Annotated in this window: 8 protein-coding genes; 5 read left to right on the top strand and 3 right to left on the bottom strand. The window is 60.5% G+C overall.

Features of this window, described 5'->3' with window-relative positions; translation table 11 throughout:
- The first annotated feature begins 690 nt into the window (after positions 1-690).
- The 5 genes from B5525_RS47190 to B5525_RS15120 all read left to right on the top strand — a co-directional run bounded on the left by B5525_RS47190 (position 691) and on the right by B5525_RS15120 (position 9,344).
- A complete protein-coding gene (locus tag B5525_RS47190; protein WP_079566720.1) occupies positions 691-2,553 on the top strand; it encodes a patatin-like phospholipase family protein in 1,863 nt (620 codons plus the stop codon).
- 568 nt (positions 2,554-3,121) lie between these two features.
- Positions 3,122-5,338, top strand: a complete 2,217-nt coding sequence (locus B5525_RS15140; protein WP_079566719.1) for an ATP-binding protein — start codon at positions 3,122-3,124, stop codon at positions 5,336-5,338.
- A gap of 112 nt (positions 5,339-5,450) precedes the next feature.
- Positions 5,451-6,350 (top strand): hypothetical protein, encoded by a 900-nt coding sequence (locus tag B5525_RS15135; RefSeq protein ID WP_154073235.1) that lies wholly within the window; start codon positions 5,451-5,453, stop codon positions 6,348-6,350.
- 256 nt (positions 6,351-6,606) lie between these two features.
- Positions 6,607-7,992, top strand: a complete 1,386-nt coding sequence (locus tag B5525_RS15130) for an FAD-binding oxidoreductase (protein WP_079566717.1) — start codon at positions 6,607-6,609, stop codon at positions 7,990-7,992.
- 1,142 nt (positions 7,993-9,134) lie between these two features.
- Positions 9,135-9,344 (top strand): helix-turn-helix domain-containing protein, encoded by a 210-nt coding sequence (locus B5525_RS15120; RefSeq protein ID WP_079573394.1) that lies wholly within the window; start codon positions 9,135-9,137, stop codon positions 9,342-9,344.
- A gap of 1,153 nt (positions 9,345-10,497) precedes the next feature.
- Here B5525_RS15120 and B5525_RS46285 read toward each other — a convergent pair.
- The 3 genes from B5525_RS46285 to B5525_RS15110 form a co-directional block, all read right to left on the bottom strand.
- Positions 10,498-10,980 carry a thiamine pyrophosphate-dependent enzyme gene (locus B5525_RS46285; protein ID WP_244568045.1) on the bottom strand — a complete coding sequence of 161 codons (483 nt, stop codon included), beginning with the start codon at positions 10,978-10,980 and terminating at the stop codon, positions 10,498-10,500.
- Positions 10,884-12,209 carry a thiamine pyrophosphate-binding protein gene (locus tag B5525_RS15115; protein WP_244567903.1) on the bottom strand — a complete coding sequence of 442 codons (1,326 nt, stop codon included), beginning with the start codon at positions 12,207-12,209 and terminating at the stop codon, positions 10,884-10,886. Before B5525_RS15115 ends, B5525_RS46285 begins: the two co-directional genes overlap by 97 nt.
- Positions 12,210-12,337: 128 nt before the next feature.
- Entirely contained in the window at positions 12,338-15,304 is a 2,967-nt protein-coding gene (locus B5525_RS15110; protein ID WP_172899882.1) for an ATP-binding protein, read from the bottom strand.
- Positions 15,305-15,455 lie beyond the last annotated feature (151 nt).

The raw sequence follows: 15,455 nt of genomic DNA, 5'->3' as shown, positions 1-15,455 counted from the left end.
CCAGATTCTTGCTCTCTGGTCGATGCCGTTCGCGATGATTATCGCATGTCCTGAACCCCACCACGCCCATCGCGGACGCGGATATATCGGGTCGGGAAGCCACGCACTCGCGATCGCACGGGGCGCCAAAGCGATAAGCGCCTTTGTGATCTTTCGCGTCAGCGATCCCTTCCGCAGACTTCCCACCAGCATTGCAACCTGTACAGCCATCAATCTCTTCTGCGAAATATGCGTCGAATGCTAACTCGGAGAGCCGGCACTTGGGTCGACGTCCGCTTTGCGCCAGAAGCGGTCATACCCTCCTAGTTAGCTCTTGGGTCAGACTCGGACGTCGGCTCGTTTCAAAATGATGTCTGCTTTGCCCCAATGATCGGACGTCGCGCTGCCCGAACGCGAGGTCCGAAAAGTGCCGCCATAACCGGAAATCCGCCATCTTAGCGCGGGCATCGTCGCCGTCCCTGCGCGGATGCGCGGAATGGGGAGTGAACGCGCTGCCCGGCGACCATCGGGAGGGCATGACCGCGTTGCAGCATAAGTGAGTTTGCGCCGCCGCAATCACGACGAACAATCGATACGGCCGGTCCGCCAGGCCGCATGGGATGCTCCAGCTGCCGGTCTCGATTGAAAGGGGATTGCGAACCGTAAAACGATTTGGCAGACCTCTGTGGTCCACCGATGGGATGCACGTCCATGTCGAAACCGAACGGGGACGATCGACACAGACACGACCTGCTGCAAACCATTTTGAAAGGCCACTTCGCCTCGGACGACGCCGAGCTGATCGCAAGCATCAAGGCCGCAGCCGAATTCATCGACCTGCCGTCGGGCGGCGTCCTGTTTCACCAGGGCGAGCACAGTGACGACGTCTATTTCGTGCTGTCGGGCCGATTGCTGGCGCTGGCGGAAGCCAACGGCGAAAGCAAAATACTCGGCGAAATCGGCCGCGGCGAAACCGTCGGTGAGCTTGCCCTGTTCACTGGCGAACCACGCTCCGCTTCCATCGTCGCCTTGCGCGATTCATCGGTCGTCAAAGTGACGCGGCAGATCGTCGAACGGGCGCTCGCCAAATCCCCGCAGGTCGCGCTGCAGATGACGAGAATCGTCATCGATCGGTTTCGACGGTCGGAACGAGAGCGTCAGGCCCCGACTGTTCCTGTCAATATCTGCATTCTTGCCGTCTCGCCTGGCGTCGACGCAGCGGCTTTGGCGGGACGCTTGCGGGCCGCGGGGCGGGACAGCGCAGCCACGAGGATCGTGGGTCCCAATGACATCGGCCAGCAGTTCGGCACGGATGCCGCAAGCGCAGTCCGCCAAAATCATGACGCGATCGCTCATCACATCGACGGGATCGAGGCCGCGAGCAAGGCGGTTTATCTCGTCGCCGACCCATGCGAGTCCGCCTGGACGCAGTTCTGTCTGCAGAACTGCGACGAAATCTTACTGGTCGGGGATGGCCGCCAGGACCCGGGCCTTTCAAGCGTGGAAAGCCGCTGTCTCGCGGGCGAGACGCCGGTCTCGATCGCGCGGCGGACACTCGTCCTTCTGCATGGCCTCGAGACCAAAAGCCCGACCGGCACCGCGCAATGGCTGAAAAACCGACGCATCTCGAGGCATTTCCACATCCGGCCGGAACTTGCGCGCGACATGCGCAGGTTGGCGCGGATCATATCGGGCAACGGTGTCGGCCTCGTGCTGGCGGGCGGTGGGGCGCGCGGATTCGCCCATGTCGGCGTCATGAAGGCATTGGAGGAGGCGGGCATCGAAGCCGATTTTGTCGGAGGCACATCGATCGGCGCCATCATGGGGACCTGCCTCGCGCTCGATCTGCCGGCGGAGCGGATTTCCACCGCCGTCCACAAGGCTTTTCTGCTTCATCCAAAGGGCAACATCACCGGCGACTATAATTTCATTCCACTGGTGTCGCTGATCAAGGGCAAGCGCACCCACGAGGCGATGGCCCAGGCCATCGAGAACGCGACTGGTGCCAGTATCGACGCGGAGGACACCTGGAAGACGTTCTTCGTCATTGCCTCCGATTTTTCCACCAACAGCGAGGTCGTTCTCGACAAAGGAAATCTCGCGCGAAATGTGATCGCGAGCTATGCCGTTCCCGGTGCGCTGCCGCCGATGTTTATCGGCGGACACCTGATGTTCGACGGTGGCATGTTCAATAATTTTCCCGTCGACGTGATGGCGCGGCGCGGCGCCCGGCAGATCATCGGTGTCGACCTCTTGATCGAGGATGGCCGGGTGTTCGAGATCGATCAGATACCGGGCACCATTGCGCATCTTCGTGACAAACTCCGGTCGTGGGACATGCAGCGCTACCGCCTGCCGACGGTGCCTGAAACAATGCTGAATTCGTCCTTCATCAGTTCGGTCTCGAAGCAGAAGGCGATGCGAAAATTCGTCGATCTTCTGTTTCAGCCGCGCATCGAACAGGTCGGACTGCTGCAATGGAAGCGATACGACGAAGTTGTCGCGGCGGGATACAATCACGCCAAGCAAGTGCTCGCGGCGGAATCCGAGGACAAGCTGAGAGCGTTCCGGTAGCAGCCTGATGTGTATCCATCAGCAAAGTGCTTTATCCGGCAACACTCACGCCAAGTTTGAAGCGAGCGTCCGCTTGGTCGAGCCTGCGATTTTGCGACGCAGGGTGACGGGTGCGCATAAGCCGCCGGCGGGACTATTCCGGCCGAGGTGCTCAAGCGCGCCGACCATGTCATCCAGCGTGACTCACTCCCGAGGCCCGCGCCTCACTTGTGGGTTTGCGCTTACGGCGAATGACTGCTCAGGGTCAAAAGCGCCGTTTTGACCGTCTGCCGCTCACTTCCGATCTACCCCTGTAAACAGACATGCTCAGATGCGGCTGGCTTGTCTCAAAGGCGCCAGCAGCGGACTCATGCACCGCAGCAATAATAGCCTTATTTAATCACGGCATTGGCACTTATGTTAAGCTTGATACCACGATGGCCGGCCGTTGCCGGCGGGCTCGCCGGTCGATCCGAGCCGGGTGAAAGGGACTGCTGCGACCGGCAAGCGGAGGCAAGACATTCCCGCGTAGGCTCTCGTTCTCTGCTAGACTTCACTGCGGGGGACCCGGCTGGCGGAGCGTCGCGGAATGGACGTCGCGCAGTGGCTTCAGGATCTCGGCCTTCCCGATTACGCGGCGCTTTTCCGCGAGCAGGCTATCGATGCCGACGTACTGTCGTCGCTCACGGACGCTGACTTCGAGAAGCTTGGTCTGCCGCTCGGGCACCGAAAAAAGCTGCTAACGGCGATGGCTGCTCTGGGGGCTGCATCGTCGTCCACCGCCTCAATCCGGCGGCCGTCCCACGCAGAACGCCGCCAGCTCACGGTGATGTTCGTCGACCTTGTCGGCTCGACGTCCCTTTCCACGCGGCTCGATCCTGAGGACATGCGGGAGACGCTGACTGCCTACCAGAACGCAGTCGCGGGCGAGATCGCACGCTTCGAGGGGCACCTTGCCAAGTTCATGGGTGATGGCGTGCTCGCCTATTTCGGTTGGCCACGCGCGCACGAGGATGAGGCTGAGAGGGCGGTGACAGCCAGCATCGCGATTGTCGAGGCCGTGGACCGTCTGCGGTCTCCTGACGGTCGCCCACTTGCCGCGCGGGTAGGAATCGCGACAGGCCTCGTCGTCGTAGGTGATCTCCTCGGCACCGGCGCGGCGCAGGAGGAAGCGGTCGTCGGCGACACCCCGAACCTCGCCGCCCGCCTGCAGGTTGTGGCCCGGAGCGGTGAAGTCGTCATCGCTGAGCAAACACGGCGCCTGATCGGCGGGCTGTTCGAGGTCGAGGACCTCGGACCATGCGAGCTGCGGGGCTTCAAAGAGCCGATCAACGCTTGGCGGATCGCCCGCGCAGGAGCAGCGGAGAGCCGCTTCGAGGCACTCCACACAGCGGGCCTGAGCCCGCTCGTTGGGCGTGAGCAGGAACTGGGACTTCTCCTCGAGCGCGGGCACCTCGCCAAGAGCGGCGAGGGTCAGGCGATGCTACTCGCCGGAGAGGCCGGGATCGGTAAGTCGCGACTCATCGAGGCGCTCCGAAAGCGGATCGCCGACGAGCCGCACACTCGGATCTCTCACCGTGCCTCGCGCTACCACGCCAATACCGTGCTCTGGCCATTCATCGACCAGCTCGAGCGAGCGGCGGCGTTCGAGCGGGATGACACGCCTCCGATGCGGCTATCCAAGCTCGTGTCTTTGCTTGCCCAAGGGACCGACGATCTCACCGAAGCCGTCCCACTCATCGCGGCTCTCCTCGGCATACCGATGGACGGTCGATACCCGCCGCTCGACCTCTTGCCGCAGACCCAGAAGCGCAAGACACTCGAGGTGCTTCTCGCAGAGCTCGAAGGCCTGGCCCAGCGACGGCCGGTTCTGTCAGTGTTTGAGGACGCGCACTGGTACGATCCGACATCAATCGAGCTCCTCGGGCTGATCTTGGAACGGGTCCAGCGCCTGCCGGTGCTCGTAATCATCACCTTCCGGCTGGAGATGACGCCACCCTGGCCGTCCTTCCCGCATGTAACGGCCTTGACGCTCAATCGCCTCGCGCGCCGGGCAGCGGCGGCTCTTGTCGAGCAAACGTCAGGTGGGCGCCGCCTTCCTCCAGCAGTGGTGGACGAGATTGTCGCGAAGACCGAAGGCGTTCCGCTCTTCATCGAAGAACTCACCAAGACCGTGCTGGAGTCAGGCATGCTGCGCAACACGCCCCAGGGTCTCGCGCTGGTCGCATCGCGTGGCGTACTTGCCATTCCGGCGAGTCTGCAGGACTCTCTCATGGCCCGGCTCGATCACCTGGCTTCGGCCAAGGATCTGGTCCAGGTCGGCGCCGCCATTGGCCGTGAGTTCACCTACGAGCTCCTCGATGCAGTCGCTGCACGAGAACCGACTGATCTCGACCAGGCGCTCGCCCGGCTCGTGAAGTCAGAGCTCGTCTTTCAGCGCGGCACGCCGCCCGAGGCGGTCTATGCGTTCAAGCATGCGCTGGTCCAGGACGTCGCCTACGCCTCGATGCTTAAGAGCAGACGGAGCGAGCTCCACGGCCGGATTGCCGCCGTCCTCGAGGCGCGGTTCGCCGACGTCGTCGCGCGTCAGCCCGAGCTCCTTGCGCACCATCTGACCGCAGCCGGGCTCGCCGATCGGGCGATCGACTTTTGGTTACGAGCCGGACAGATGGCTGTTGGCCGATCGGCGAACAGGGAGGCGATAAGTCACCTGACCACGGCCCTCGAGATGCTCGGGAACCGCCCGCCCACCGATGAGCAGTTGCGCCGCGAGCTTGAGGTGCAGATTGCACTGGGTCCCCGCTGACCGCAACAAGGGGCTTTTGCCGCCCCAGAGGTCGAGACGGTGCACGCCAGAGCGGAGCACCTGGCGCGACGGTACGGTCACCGTCGCCAGGGCGTTACGCGGCCTGTGCTATGTGCATCACGTACGCGGTCACATCCAGCGCACGAGCGAACTGGGCTCCGAGCTCGTCGACCTGGCCGAGCAAGGCGACGATCTCGTGATGCAGGCCGACGCGCACAATGCCCTGGCGTTCAATCTATTCCATCAGGGCGAGCACCAATCGGCGCGCGAGCACTTGGAGATCAGCAGTGCAAAGATCGTGCATGCCGGCGATCCGGCCAATGCCTTGTCGCGCGGCGTCAACATTCACGTCTTCGGCCGCGCCTATAGGGCTCATGTCGACTGGCATCTTGGGTTCGCGGACACCGCGCTTCGGGCGGCGCAGGATGCGATCGATCTAGCCCATCGACTCGTCCACCCGTTTAGCTTGGCAGTGGCGCTCGCATACGCGGCGATGCTGCACCAGTTCCGTCGCGAGCCGACGGAGGTCCGTGCTCGTGCCGACGCGGCTCACTCGATCTGCACCGAACACGGGTTCAGCTATTATGACGCCTGGGCCGCGATCATGAACGGCTGGGCCGTCGCCGAGGAGGGCGATGTCGATGATGGTATCGCACGCGTTCGGGTCGGTGTGCGTGACCTGCGGGCCACCGGGGCTGAGCTGCGTTTGCCGCACTATTTGGGGATCCTTGCTGACCTTTACCGCCGAGCGCAACGGCTTGAGGACGCGATCGTCACTCTCGCCGAAGCTCGGGCTGTCGCCGAGCGCAATGAGGAGCACTGGACCGACGCCAGTCTGCACCTGCTCGAGGGATCTCGCTCTGGCAACCCGCGACCAAGCGGAGGCGGAACGCTGCCTCCGGCGCGCCATGGAGAGCGCGCAAGCCCAAAGTGCCCGCGCACTTCTCCTACGAGGCAGTGCAAAGCTCACGCGGCTTGTGGCGGAGGGCGATCGACGAGCGGAAGCCTATGATGAACTCACCAAGATCTACGGCTCGTTCACTGAGGGCTTCGAAACCGTCGATTCCCGTGAGGCCAGAGCGGTGCTCGACGGCATTTGACAGCAGTTGGAAGGTCACGCCACGGTTGTGCCTGCCGGAGATCAAACTCGGAAGTACTCATGGTGAAGTCCGCCGAGGAATGTTGCGAAGGCCCGATTTTGCCCCTGCCCGAAGATGGGAGTAACCTCAGGCTCACTAGCCGATCATTGTGTAGAACAGGAGGACGTCATGCAAGCCATGGCCACTGAAACTTTTATTGGCAACATGCGCGGTCCGGTCGTCAGGCGGATGGATGCCGATTATGACTCTGTACGGAGCCTCTACAACGGGATGATCGATAAGAGTCCCGTGATGATTGCGCGGTGTACCGACGTCGCTGATGTTGTCACTGCGGTCAATTTTGCAAGGCAGAACGATCTGAAGGTCGCGATCCGAGGAGGCGGGCACAACGGGCCGGGCCTTGGTAGTGTCGACGACGGGCTGATGATCGACCTGTCGATGATGAAAGGCGTGCGGGTCAATCCCACCGCCTGCACCGTCCGCGTCGGCCCCGGCTGCACGCAGGGCGATGTCGACCACGCTACCCATATATACGGGCTTGCCGTGCCGGCCGGCATCGTGTCCACGACGGGTATCGCCGGCCTCACGCTTGGTGGCGGCACGGGATACCTCACCCGCCAGCTTGGCCTCACCGCCGACAATCTGCTTGAGGCGGATGTCGTGCTTGCCGATAGTCGCATTGTCACCGCCAACAAGTCAGAGAACACTGACCTCTACTGGGGCCTGCGCGGTGGCGGCGGCAATTTCGGCATCGTCACGAGCTTCCTGTTCCAGGCTCATCCGGTGAATATGGTCTATGCCGGTCCAGTCTTCTGGGATCTCGAAAATGCCCGGACCATTATGCAGAGGTATAGGGATTTCCTGCCCGGTGCTCCCGCGGAGCTTGGGGCCTTTGTCGGCCTGAAGACCGTTCCACCGATGGACCCGTTCCCGGCGGAGCATCAGGGCAAGCGCGCCTGCGCCATCATCGCTTGCTACAATGGCCCGGCAGAAGATGGCCAGGCGGTCATGGCCAAGTTGCTCGGTGAGCTGCCCCCGCCGCTCTTCAACTGGATGGGCGAAATGCCCTACCCGGCCCTCCAGTCGATGTTCGATCCGTTCTTCCCGAAAGGCTTGCAATGGTACTGGCGCGGTGATTTCGTGAAAGAATTGACCGACGAGGCAATTTACGCCCATATCGCCCAAGCACAGAAACTGCCGAGCGCGCTTTCGCTCATGCATCTTTATCCGATCGACGGCGCTGTCCGTCGCATCGGCAAGAGCGACACCGCCTGGAACACGCGCGATGCCACTTGGTCGATGGTCATCGCCGGCATCGACCCCAATCCGCAAAAGGCGGGCGAGATCACGCGCTGGACCAAGGGCTATTGGGAGGCCGTGCATCCTTACTCGGCTGACGGAGGCTATGTGAACTTCATGATGGACGATGGGGACGACAACAGGCTCAAGGCCACCTATGGGGACAACTACGACCGCCTCGTCGCCTTGAAAGCCAAGTACGACCCGACAAACTTCTTCTGCATGAACCAGAACATCAGACCGCTGCACTCGTAGACGATCACGTCTGCCGCACGGTTCAAGCGCGCCCAAGGATCTTATCGGAGCGTTCTTTCGTTTCATTGAACGAAGGAACGCTCGGGTTTGCCCAGCCATCATCTGTGTCAGTCGCTCGTGTTCTGACGCGCCGAATTCATATCGGGGCAGATGCTGCCTATAGCGACATGCAAAGACCACCTGATTTCTGCAGTACCGGACCGAACGGACCCTGCGTTTTGTCGAGCGCGGGTTTGCCTTGGCCAGGAAGCGGGCCGATGTGAGCGCGCTGTCGCTGCTCCGGAGTCCTGCACGACTTCGGTTCAATCTCAGAATCGATTGCTGCTTTCGAGTCGCCGATGTCGACATCGAGCGGTGCCGAGCGGAGGTCCATCAGAATGCGTGAAACGTCTGTTTGCACTCGGTACCGGAAGCTCGCCAACAACGATCGCATTCCTGTGGACACGGGGTTCGTAGTCTTATTCTGAGTGGTGGGAATTTGGCGCGCCCGAAGAGATTCGAAGTCTTGCTCCAGATTCGTCGCTAAAATATTGAGGGGCGATTCTTCTCTTCGATCTCAATCGCAGTCTCGACGGAAAGAACGCGAGAGGGTAACTTCTAGGGATGTTCTGTCGAGAGCAGACTTGGTCACACCTCCGGTAGCTGGATCTGCCCTATCGCCCGGCCCCTACGTTCTTCAGAAACGCTCAATCCGTCTCGGCGGTTAGACTGGGACGGTGAGCGAGTTATAACAAAAGTGGTTGCGGGGATATACCTATGACCTTCAGGTTATGAGTTTGAATGGCGCTTGTACACCGGAAGTTGCCGAACGGGGCCAAGTGAGCGCGGGGACGGCGTGCTACGAGCTTACCAACAGCGCTTCCGGTCTGTCCGATTTGCACGCTACAGCGCGCAGGATTAGCCGCGGCATCAGAGAGAGCTTTGTTTGGCACCGTAGGCGATATAGATCAACGCATCCCGGCAATTGGGCTACGCGCAGATGGCGTCGAAACAAGTCAGCAGGAACCTCGTCAACTACCAAAAAAGCAGCACCTTCCTGGTAAGCCCGCGTCGACACCAAGGTCGCGCCATGGAAATGCCCATCTCGCTCAGCGGGGCTTGATCCGATTGTGGCGGAGATCATCGAAGCACATGCAGGAACCATGGTTGACAATGATAACAACAAGCGGCGCCGGCTCGTCGAGTTCAAGCACGGTTGCCGCTATGGCAAATTCGGAAAGACCAAGGCTTATAAGCTGATCGCCCGCGAGAGGATCAGGGCCTACAAGATGGGAGGCAAGACCATGATCGACCTCGACAGCGTGGATGAATATCACGCTTCGCTGCCGAGGGTCGAAACGAGAGCAAGCTAGGCCGCCGATCCGCGCAGCGAGACGGCGGCCGCACCGTCGCGTAGGCTGTCGAGGCTCTGACCAATGCTGCATTAAAACGCACGCGTTCGGCCCAATAGGCGCCGGACGGTTATAAATGCCGCGGATCTTGTTCTTGTCGCCCTTGCCAAGCTGACACCGCACCACCTCGTCGCGCCGCTGGCGCCTTTTTTCTCCGCGCCGTGGGCGAGTTGGGCTTCCACTACATCGCCGTCGAAGCGCCCTCTTTGTTGAGAAGGGTCGACGCGGTCGAGCGGAAGCCGTGCGCGCAGTGGTCGCCGCCGGGGCCAGTATCGTAGCCCATGTCCGCAGCGCCTTGTTCAGCGTGTTGTCGGACATTGGCACGCCATCGTCATTGGACGTCCAGCAGATCGCGGATCGGCGTCGCGCGATCAGCGCTTTCGGCGTCGGTCTCGCGCCAAGCCCAACCGAATCGACCCCGAAGTCGTCCAGCGCGAGGTAAGTGTCTCGCCCGGCATCGTGGGGTACGATGGATGGGGTACGCATAACAAGATCCTCGCTTGACCTCGCGATATAATGTTCGGTCGATTCCGACGGGAGTTCGAACCAGAGCCGGGTTCGATTCCGGTCGAGACGATTGTGGAGATCAGAACGGCATGGGGCGTGCCTGCTGCCGTGGAGCCTGCTGTTTTATTTTTGCCAGCTATTACCGCGCGTCATCTTGCTGGTATTTCCGTTGGTATCGGCCGCCATCAACGATGAAAACTACTTCAAATTCAAATAGTTATGGCATTAGGCAGTTACCGGCCAGGGGCACCAGTCTAGAAAATCACGCAATATCAATAACTTAATTGACTATTTCGATTCCTAATTTCGCCCCCCGTTGAAACGCATGAATGTCCATCTCCAACAAATCGAAAACGCGAATACTGTTTGCGAGTACAAAACGTGCTCGTCATTGTGCACTCACATTCGCTTTCTTGACACGAGTGCAGTCTGCAAGCGGGTTTGTTGTGCGTTGCTCGCTCAACGCCAACACTGGGTTAGCCGGCAAATTTGTTGGTATCTTTGTTGGTAGATGGCGGGAGTGTTGGTATCGCGATTTTTGGGGGAATCGAACCCACGCCGGCCAAAAACGACACCTAATTTTTCGACACCCGAAACCTGGCGCAAACTAGAGGAAATTCTCCTTCACCATTTCCCAAACATCGCCTCCCCGGCCGTGCAGGATGGCGCGGGTCGAATAAAGCGCCATCCCGATCGCCGGCTCTACCTGCGTGAATGGCGGCATGACGAGTTGCATCGGGTTGACGTGCACGTGCAGAAGCGCTGGCCCTGGTTGCGCCAACCAGTCCTTCACCGCGGTCTCCAGCTGGTCCGCGCTTGAAACCGTCTCGCCCCAGAGACCTAACGCGCGGGCAACCCCTGCAAAATTCGGATTCTTCAGCTTCGTGAAGGTGTCGAGCATGCCCTCGGCCTTTTGCTCAATTTCCACAAAGCCGAGCTTGCCGTTGTCATAGACGGCGATCTTGATTGGTAACCCCTGTGCGACGACCGTCATCAGGTCTCCGAACAGCATCGAAATCCCGCCATCGCCTGCCATGCAGACCACCTGCCGAGTGGGCTCTGCCTTCTGCAGTCCGATAGCCCCCGGCATGCCGTTGGCCATTGTGCCATGAAGCAGACTGGCAAAATGCGGCGCTGACCGTTCGCATCGATATGGCGATAGGCCCAGGCGGCCGGGGTACCGTCGTCAGCCGTGAACCACGCGTCTTTTGCCGCGTGGCGGTTGATCACCTTTGTCAGGTAGTCTCCAGGAATACTGCCATCGTGGCCGCCAGCAGCTTTAGCCCGTTCCGTCTCGCGATATTTCGCGTAGCGCTTCAGGTACGCGCTTCGGAACGAGGCGTCGGTGCGCTCAACCAGCTTCGGCAGCAACGCCGCCATCGTCGCCTTCACATCGCCGATAACGCCCTTCGTGACCGGATGACGCCGCCCCAGATGGGTCGGGTCAATATCGACCTGCACGATCTTTGCCTTGTCGGGATAAAATTGACGCCAGGCAAAGTCTGCGCCCAGCATCAACAACGCGTCGCAATCGAGCATGGCGTTATAGCCGGCCTCGTTGCCGAGCATCCCGGTCATTCCGATGTTGTAGGGATTGTCGTATTCGAGGAAGTCCTTTGCCCGCGACGTATGCGCGATCGGCGCCTTCAGCCTGTCGGCGACCGCGAGAATCTCCTGATGCGCGCCCTGGCAACCCGATCCGCCGTACAGCACTACATTTTCGCTGTTGTTGAGAATCTCTGCGATCTCGGCGAGATCCGCATCGTTCGGTCGCGTGACGGGCCTTGTGACGTGCACCGCGTAAGGGATTTTATCATCCGCGACCGAGGCGGAGATATCCGCCGGCACGATCAGAACGGCAACGCCCCGTTTCGCCAAGGCCGTCTGGCAGGCGATCACGGTCTTCCGTCGCGCCTGTTCCGGCGTATGGATCATGTCGCAGAAGACGCTGCAGTCCCTGTAGACCTGCTTTAAGTCGACCTCCTGGATGAAATCGAAGCCCAATTCGTCGCGAATGATCTGACTTGCGATCAGGATGACGGGCGCCCGATTGCGATTGGCCTCGTATATCCCGTTGATGAAATGCAGACTTCCCGGGCCGCAGCTGCCGGCAACTGCCGTTAGGCGGTCCGCGACCTGCGCCTCCGTCTGCGCGGCAAACGCTCCGGCTTCCTCGTGCCTCATCGACACCCACTCGATTTGGCTTTTTTCGAGCGAGCGGGCGATCAAGTTGAGCGTATCGCCCACCACGCCGTAACAATGCTTGACGCCTGCACTCTGCAGGGTTTCGACAATGATGTCCGCGACCAGCTTGCCCATAGCATTCAAGCCCTGCTGTGATCATTCCTGCCACAACATGCGCCCAACTTGCAGGCGTGGGCTTGTATCGGAATGCGAAGACTTGAACCCGACTGCGCAGACGGCGCACAATCGCCGAAGGTGCTGCTTTAGCCGACGGGCTCGGTGCCGGATTGGAGCTGGCTGAGGACTTGCAGGGCGCGCTTGTGATCGGGGGATACAATCCCGGCTGGTGTTCGATCGAAAGCCGCCCTTAGGTATTTGCGGGCTTCGGGCACGCGATCCTGTTTCAGCAACAGCTCGGCAAGGTCTGTCGCAGCCTTCAATTCGAACAGGGTGGCGGACTGGCGCTTCGCCCAGTCGATTGCGGACAGAAGGCTTTCTTCGGCTTCAAAATAATCCTCGGCCGATCGAGACGCCAAGATGAGCCCTTTCATCCTGAACAGAGCGGGCATGTAGACAAACTTTCCGCCGCGCTGCTGCACATCAATTGCGTTCACAGTCAGCGTCAGCGCCTCCTGGTGCTCGCCCATGGCAATAAGACCCGCACCCAGATCGCAGAGAAATTCCATATTGAGCGAGTCGTGACGTTGGGTGTGAAGCTCTTCCAAAGCTCTCTTCAGCAGTGGAATCCCCTCGCGAAGATCATTTTGAAGGAGCAGCCACTGACCTCGCAGGCCAGTCGCTACGGCACGGTAGGGCTTCAAGGAGTAGGCCGCCGCGAGCTCGGTCAACTGCACGATGTACTGTTCCGACCGGAGAGAGTCCGCCAGGGCCAAATAGACCGGAAGAACGAAGCTCAGAGATCGACACAGCGTGGCTGGATGATTGGATTTCTCTCCTTCCTCTATGGCGCGCTTTGCGTAGTCAAGTGACTGATCCAGCAAACCTCTGTACATCAGACTACGTGCCATCCCAACGAGCAAGAGGCTGTTGTTATGAAACAAGTGTTGCCCCGCGCGGAAGCGCCAGCCGGACGCCGAGTGGCTCAGCCCTGATTCGAAATGCCGTATTGCGACGAGGTGATTTCCGGCCAAAAAATGGACGGCGCCCAACATCGATTCAGCGAGCGCCATGTCGTCGTGATCCCCGGTTTTTAAGGCCGCCTCTTTGCTTCGAGAGGCGATATCGAGCGCAGCATTAATGTCGGTGTTCCAACGGTAATACATGAAGAGCCCGCTCAGGAGCCGCAGCTCGTAGGCAAAGTCTCCTTGTATGACCGCAACGTCCAGCGCCCTGGAAAATGCCTCGCGGACCCGCTCGCTGCTCCCTTCGGAGTGCATCAGGGCCAAGGACAATGACGTGTAGATTTCCATCTCCCGGCGAGAGTTTTTGTGCTGATCTCCGAGACGGGCGATCGCTCGCTCCGCCCAGACTCGGCATTCGATCAACAGGGACAATTCGAGAAACCGCTGCGTTGACGCGGCCGCAAGCCTTGTCGCGATCTCGTTGTCTCCATTCGGCCCAAAGCTCCATTCCAGCGCCGCGCGGACGTTACCCAATTGGCTGGAACGCATTGAAGCGGCCGAGAGTCCCGTCGCGATCTGGCCATTGCCGCGCGGCCCAAAGCTCCGCTCCGGCGCTGGACGAATATTTCCCGATTGACTGGGATCGGCGGCGCCGCTTTCAGCCTTTGCCAGAGCCAACTGCGCCACCCTTTGTGCTTCGAGGTATCCGGCGGCGTACTCTGCATGCCGGCGGAAGACCAACTCGACTTCGGCATGCTCCTCCAGTTTTTCGAGTGCATACGCCCGGGTCGTGTCCAGCAACCGATACTGCGCCTGCGTTTCGTCGATGCGAGTTGCTATCAATGACTTCTCGACCAGGCCGGCGATCGCGTCAAAAATTTCTCCGGTGCCTGCGCCGAGTTCGCCTGCGACATACCGCGCGCCCTCAAGGGTGAAATGGCCGACGAAAGGAGCAATGCGCCGAAGAACAATCCTCTCTGCATCAGACAGCAGATTGTAGCTCCAATCCAATGCCGCCTTAAGCGTCCGATGTCTGGGAACGGCCGTCCGATGGCTTAGTTTCAGCAATTCCAGCCGGGACGCCAGGCGAGCGACCGTGTTCTTGAGGCCGAGTACGGCCACCTGGCCCGCCGCCAACTCAATTGCCAAGGGTATGCCGTCGAGCTTTCGGCACATTTCCGCGACAAGGGGCGCCTCTTCGTCGGTGAGAACGACGCTTCCCGCCCTCGCCGCCACGCGCCGTACAAACAACTGCACTGCCGGATATCGAAGCACGGCATTTGCCGTTTGCTTTGAGCCGTCGGGTGGAAAATCAAGGGGGAGAACCCGGCAACAATGCTCGCCCTCTACTTTCAGCAATTCTCGACTCGTGGTCAGAACATGGATCTCTTCGGTTTGCTGGTAGAGTTGCTCGGCTAGCGAGGCGACCGCCTCGATCACGTGCTCACAGCTATCGAGGATAATAAGAAGCTTTCGCGAACGAACGAGGTCGACCAGCTCCAAGCCGAGATCTTTCGATTTGAGTGCAAGTCCCAGGGATGTCGCGACAGCCTCCGCAACGTGCCGTGGGTCGGTAAGGCTTTCCAGGTCGACAAAATGGACATTCCCGCCAAACTCCTCGGCAGCGGCGCGGCCAACAGCCAAGGCGATGGTCGTCTTGCCGATGCCGCCGGGACCGAGCAGTGTTACGAACCGCTCATTTCGAAGCTTTTCGCTAACCTCGCTGACGACCGTTTCGCGGCCAATCATCATGATCGGTCGCACGGGGAGCCTGCCTTGGTGCCGGAACCTGGCGTTCCTGCTTTCCGTGCCGCCCCCGAGGGGGACAACGGTGCCGACGAACGAATAGCCCCGTCCTTTGATGTTCGCGATGTAGCGGTTGCCAAATTGGCCGTCAGCAAGTGCCTTGCGGATCGCGGCCACGTGGACCCGGATGCTCCCCTCCTCGACCGTTACATCCGACCACACGTGATCGATCAGCTCCTGCTTTGCGATCACCTCGCCCGGACGCTCGGCAAGGTAGATCAGGAGGTCCAGGGCCCTGCTACCAAGGGGCAACACCACACCCTCACGCCGCAGCACCCTCTCCCTGCTCGAAAGCTCAAAGGGGCCAAACTGCAGATTTCTTTGAAGATCATCGTCAGCCATGGCTCTTCGCCTGGAGTTAGTCTGTTTGTCCGGGTGTTCAATTATCCCTGCGAAACCCAAGCGTGCGTTCCTGATAGACATGAGCTTGCTTCGGCGACCGGCGTCGGGACGCTTGCAGCCAATGATGCCCTGCGCTTCCCTCTCGCTTACA

Origin of the sequence: Bradyrhizobium erythrophlei (assembly GCF_900129505.1) — a bacterium.
Lineage (GTDB): Bacteria > Pseudomonadota > Alphaproteobacteria > Rhizobiales > Xanthobacteraceae > Bradyrhizobium > Bradyrhizobium erythrophlei_D.
Note: the sequence above shows the minus strand (reverse complement) of the source record. Positions and strands in the feature narration are given on the sequence as shown.

What these genes read in the sequence shown, in the direction of transcription:
- B5525_RS47190 (WP_079566720.1), top strand. Translation starts at nt 691, where the DNA reads ATGTCGAAACCGAACGGGGACGATCGACACAGACACGACCTGCTGCAA.
- B5525_RS15140 (WP_079566719.1), top strand. Translation starts at nt 3,122, where the DNA reads ATGGACGTCGCGCAGTGGCTTCAGGATCTCGGCCTTCCCGATTACGCG.
- B5525_RS15130 (WP_079566717.1), top strand. Translation starts at nt 6,607, where the DNA reads ATGCAAGCCATGGCCACTGAAACTTTTATTGGCAACATGCGCGGTCCG.
- B5525_RS15120 (WP_079573394.1), top strand. Translation starts at nt 9,135, where the DNA reads ATGGTTGACAATGATAACAACAAGCGGCGCCGGCTCGTCGAGTTCAAG.
- B5525_RS46285 (WP_244568045.1), bottom strand. Translation starts at nt 10,980, where the DNA reads ATGCCGGGGGCTATCGGACTGCAGAAGGCAGAGCCCACTCGGCAGGTG.
- B5525_RS15115 (WP_244567903.1), bottom strand. Translation starts at nt 12,209, where the DNA reads ATGGGCAAGCTGGTCGCGGACATCATTGTCGAAACCCTGCAGAGTGCA.
- B5525_RS15110 (WP_172899882.1), bottom strand. Translation starts at nt 15,304, where the DNA reads ATGGCTGACGATGATCTTCAAAGAAATCTGCAGTTTGGCCCCTTTGAG.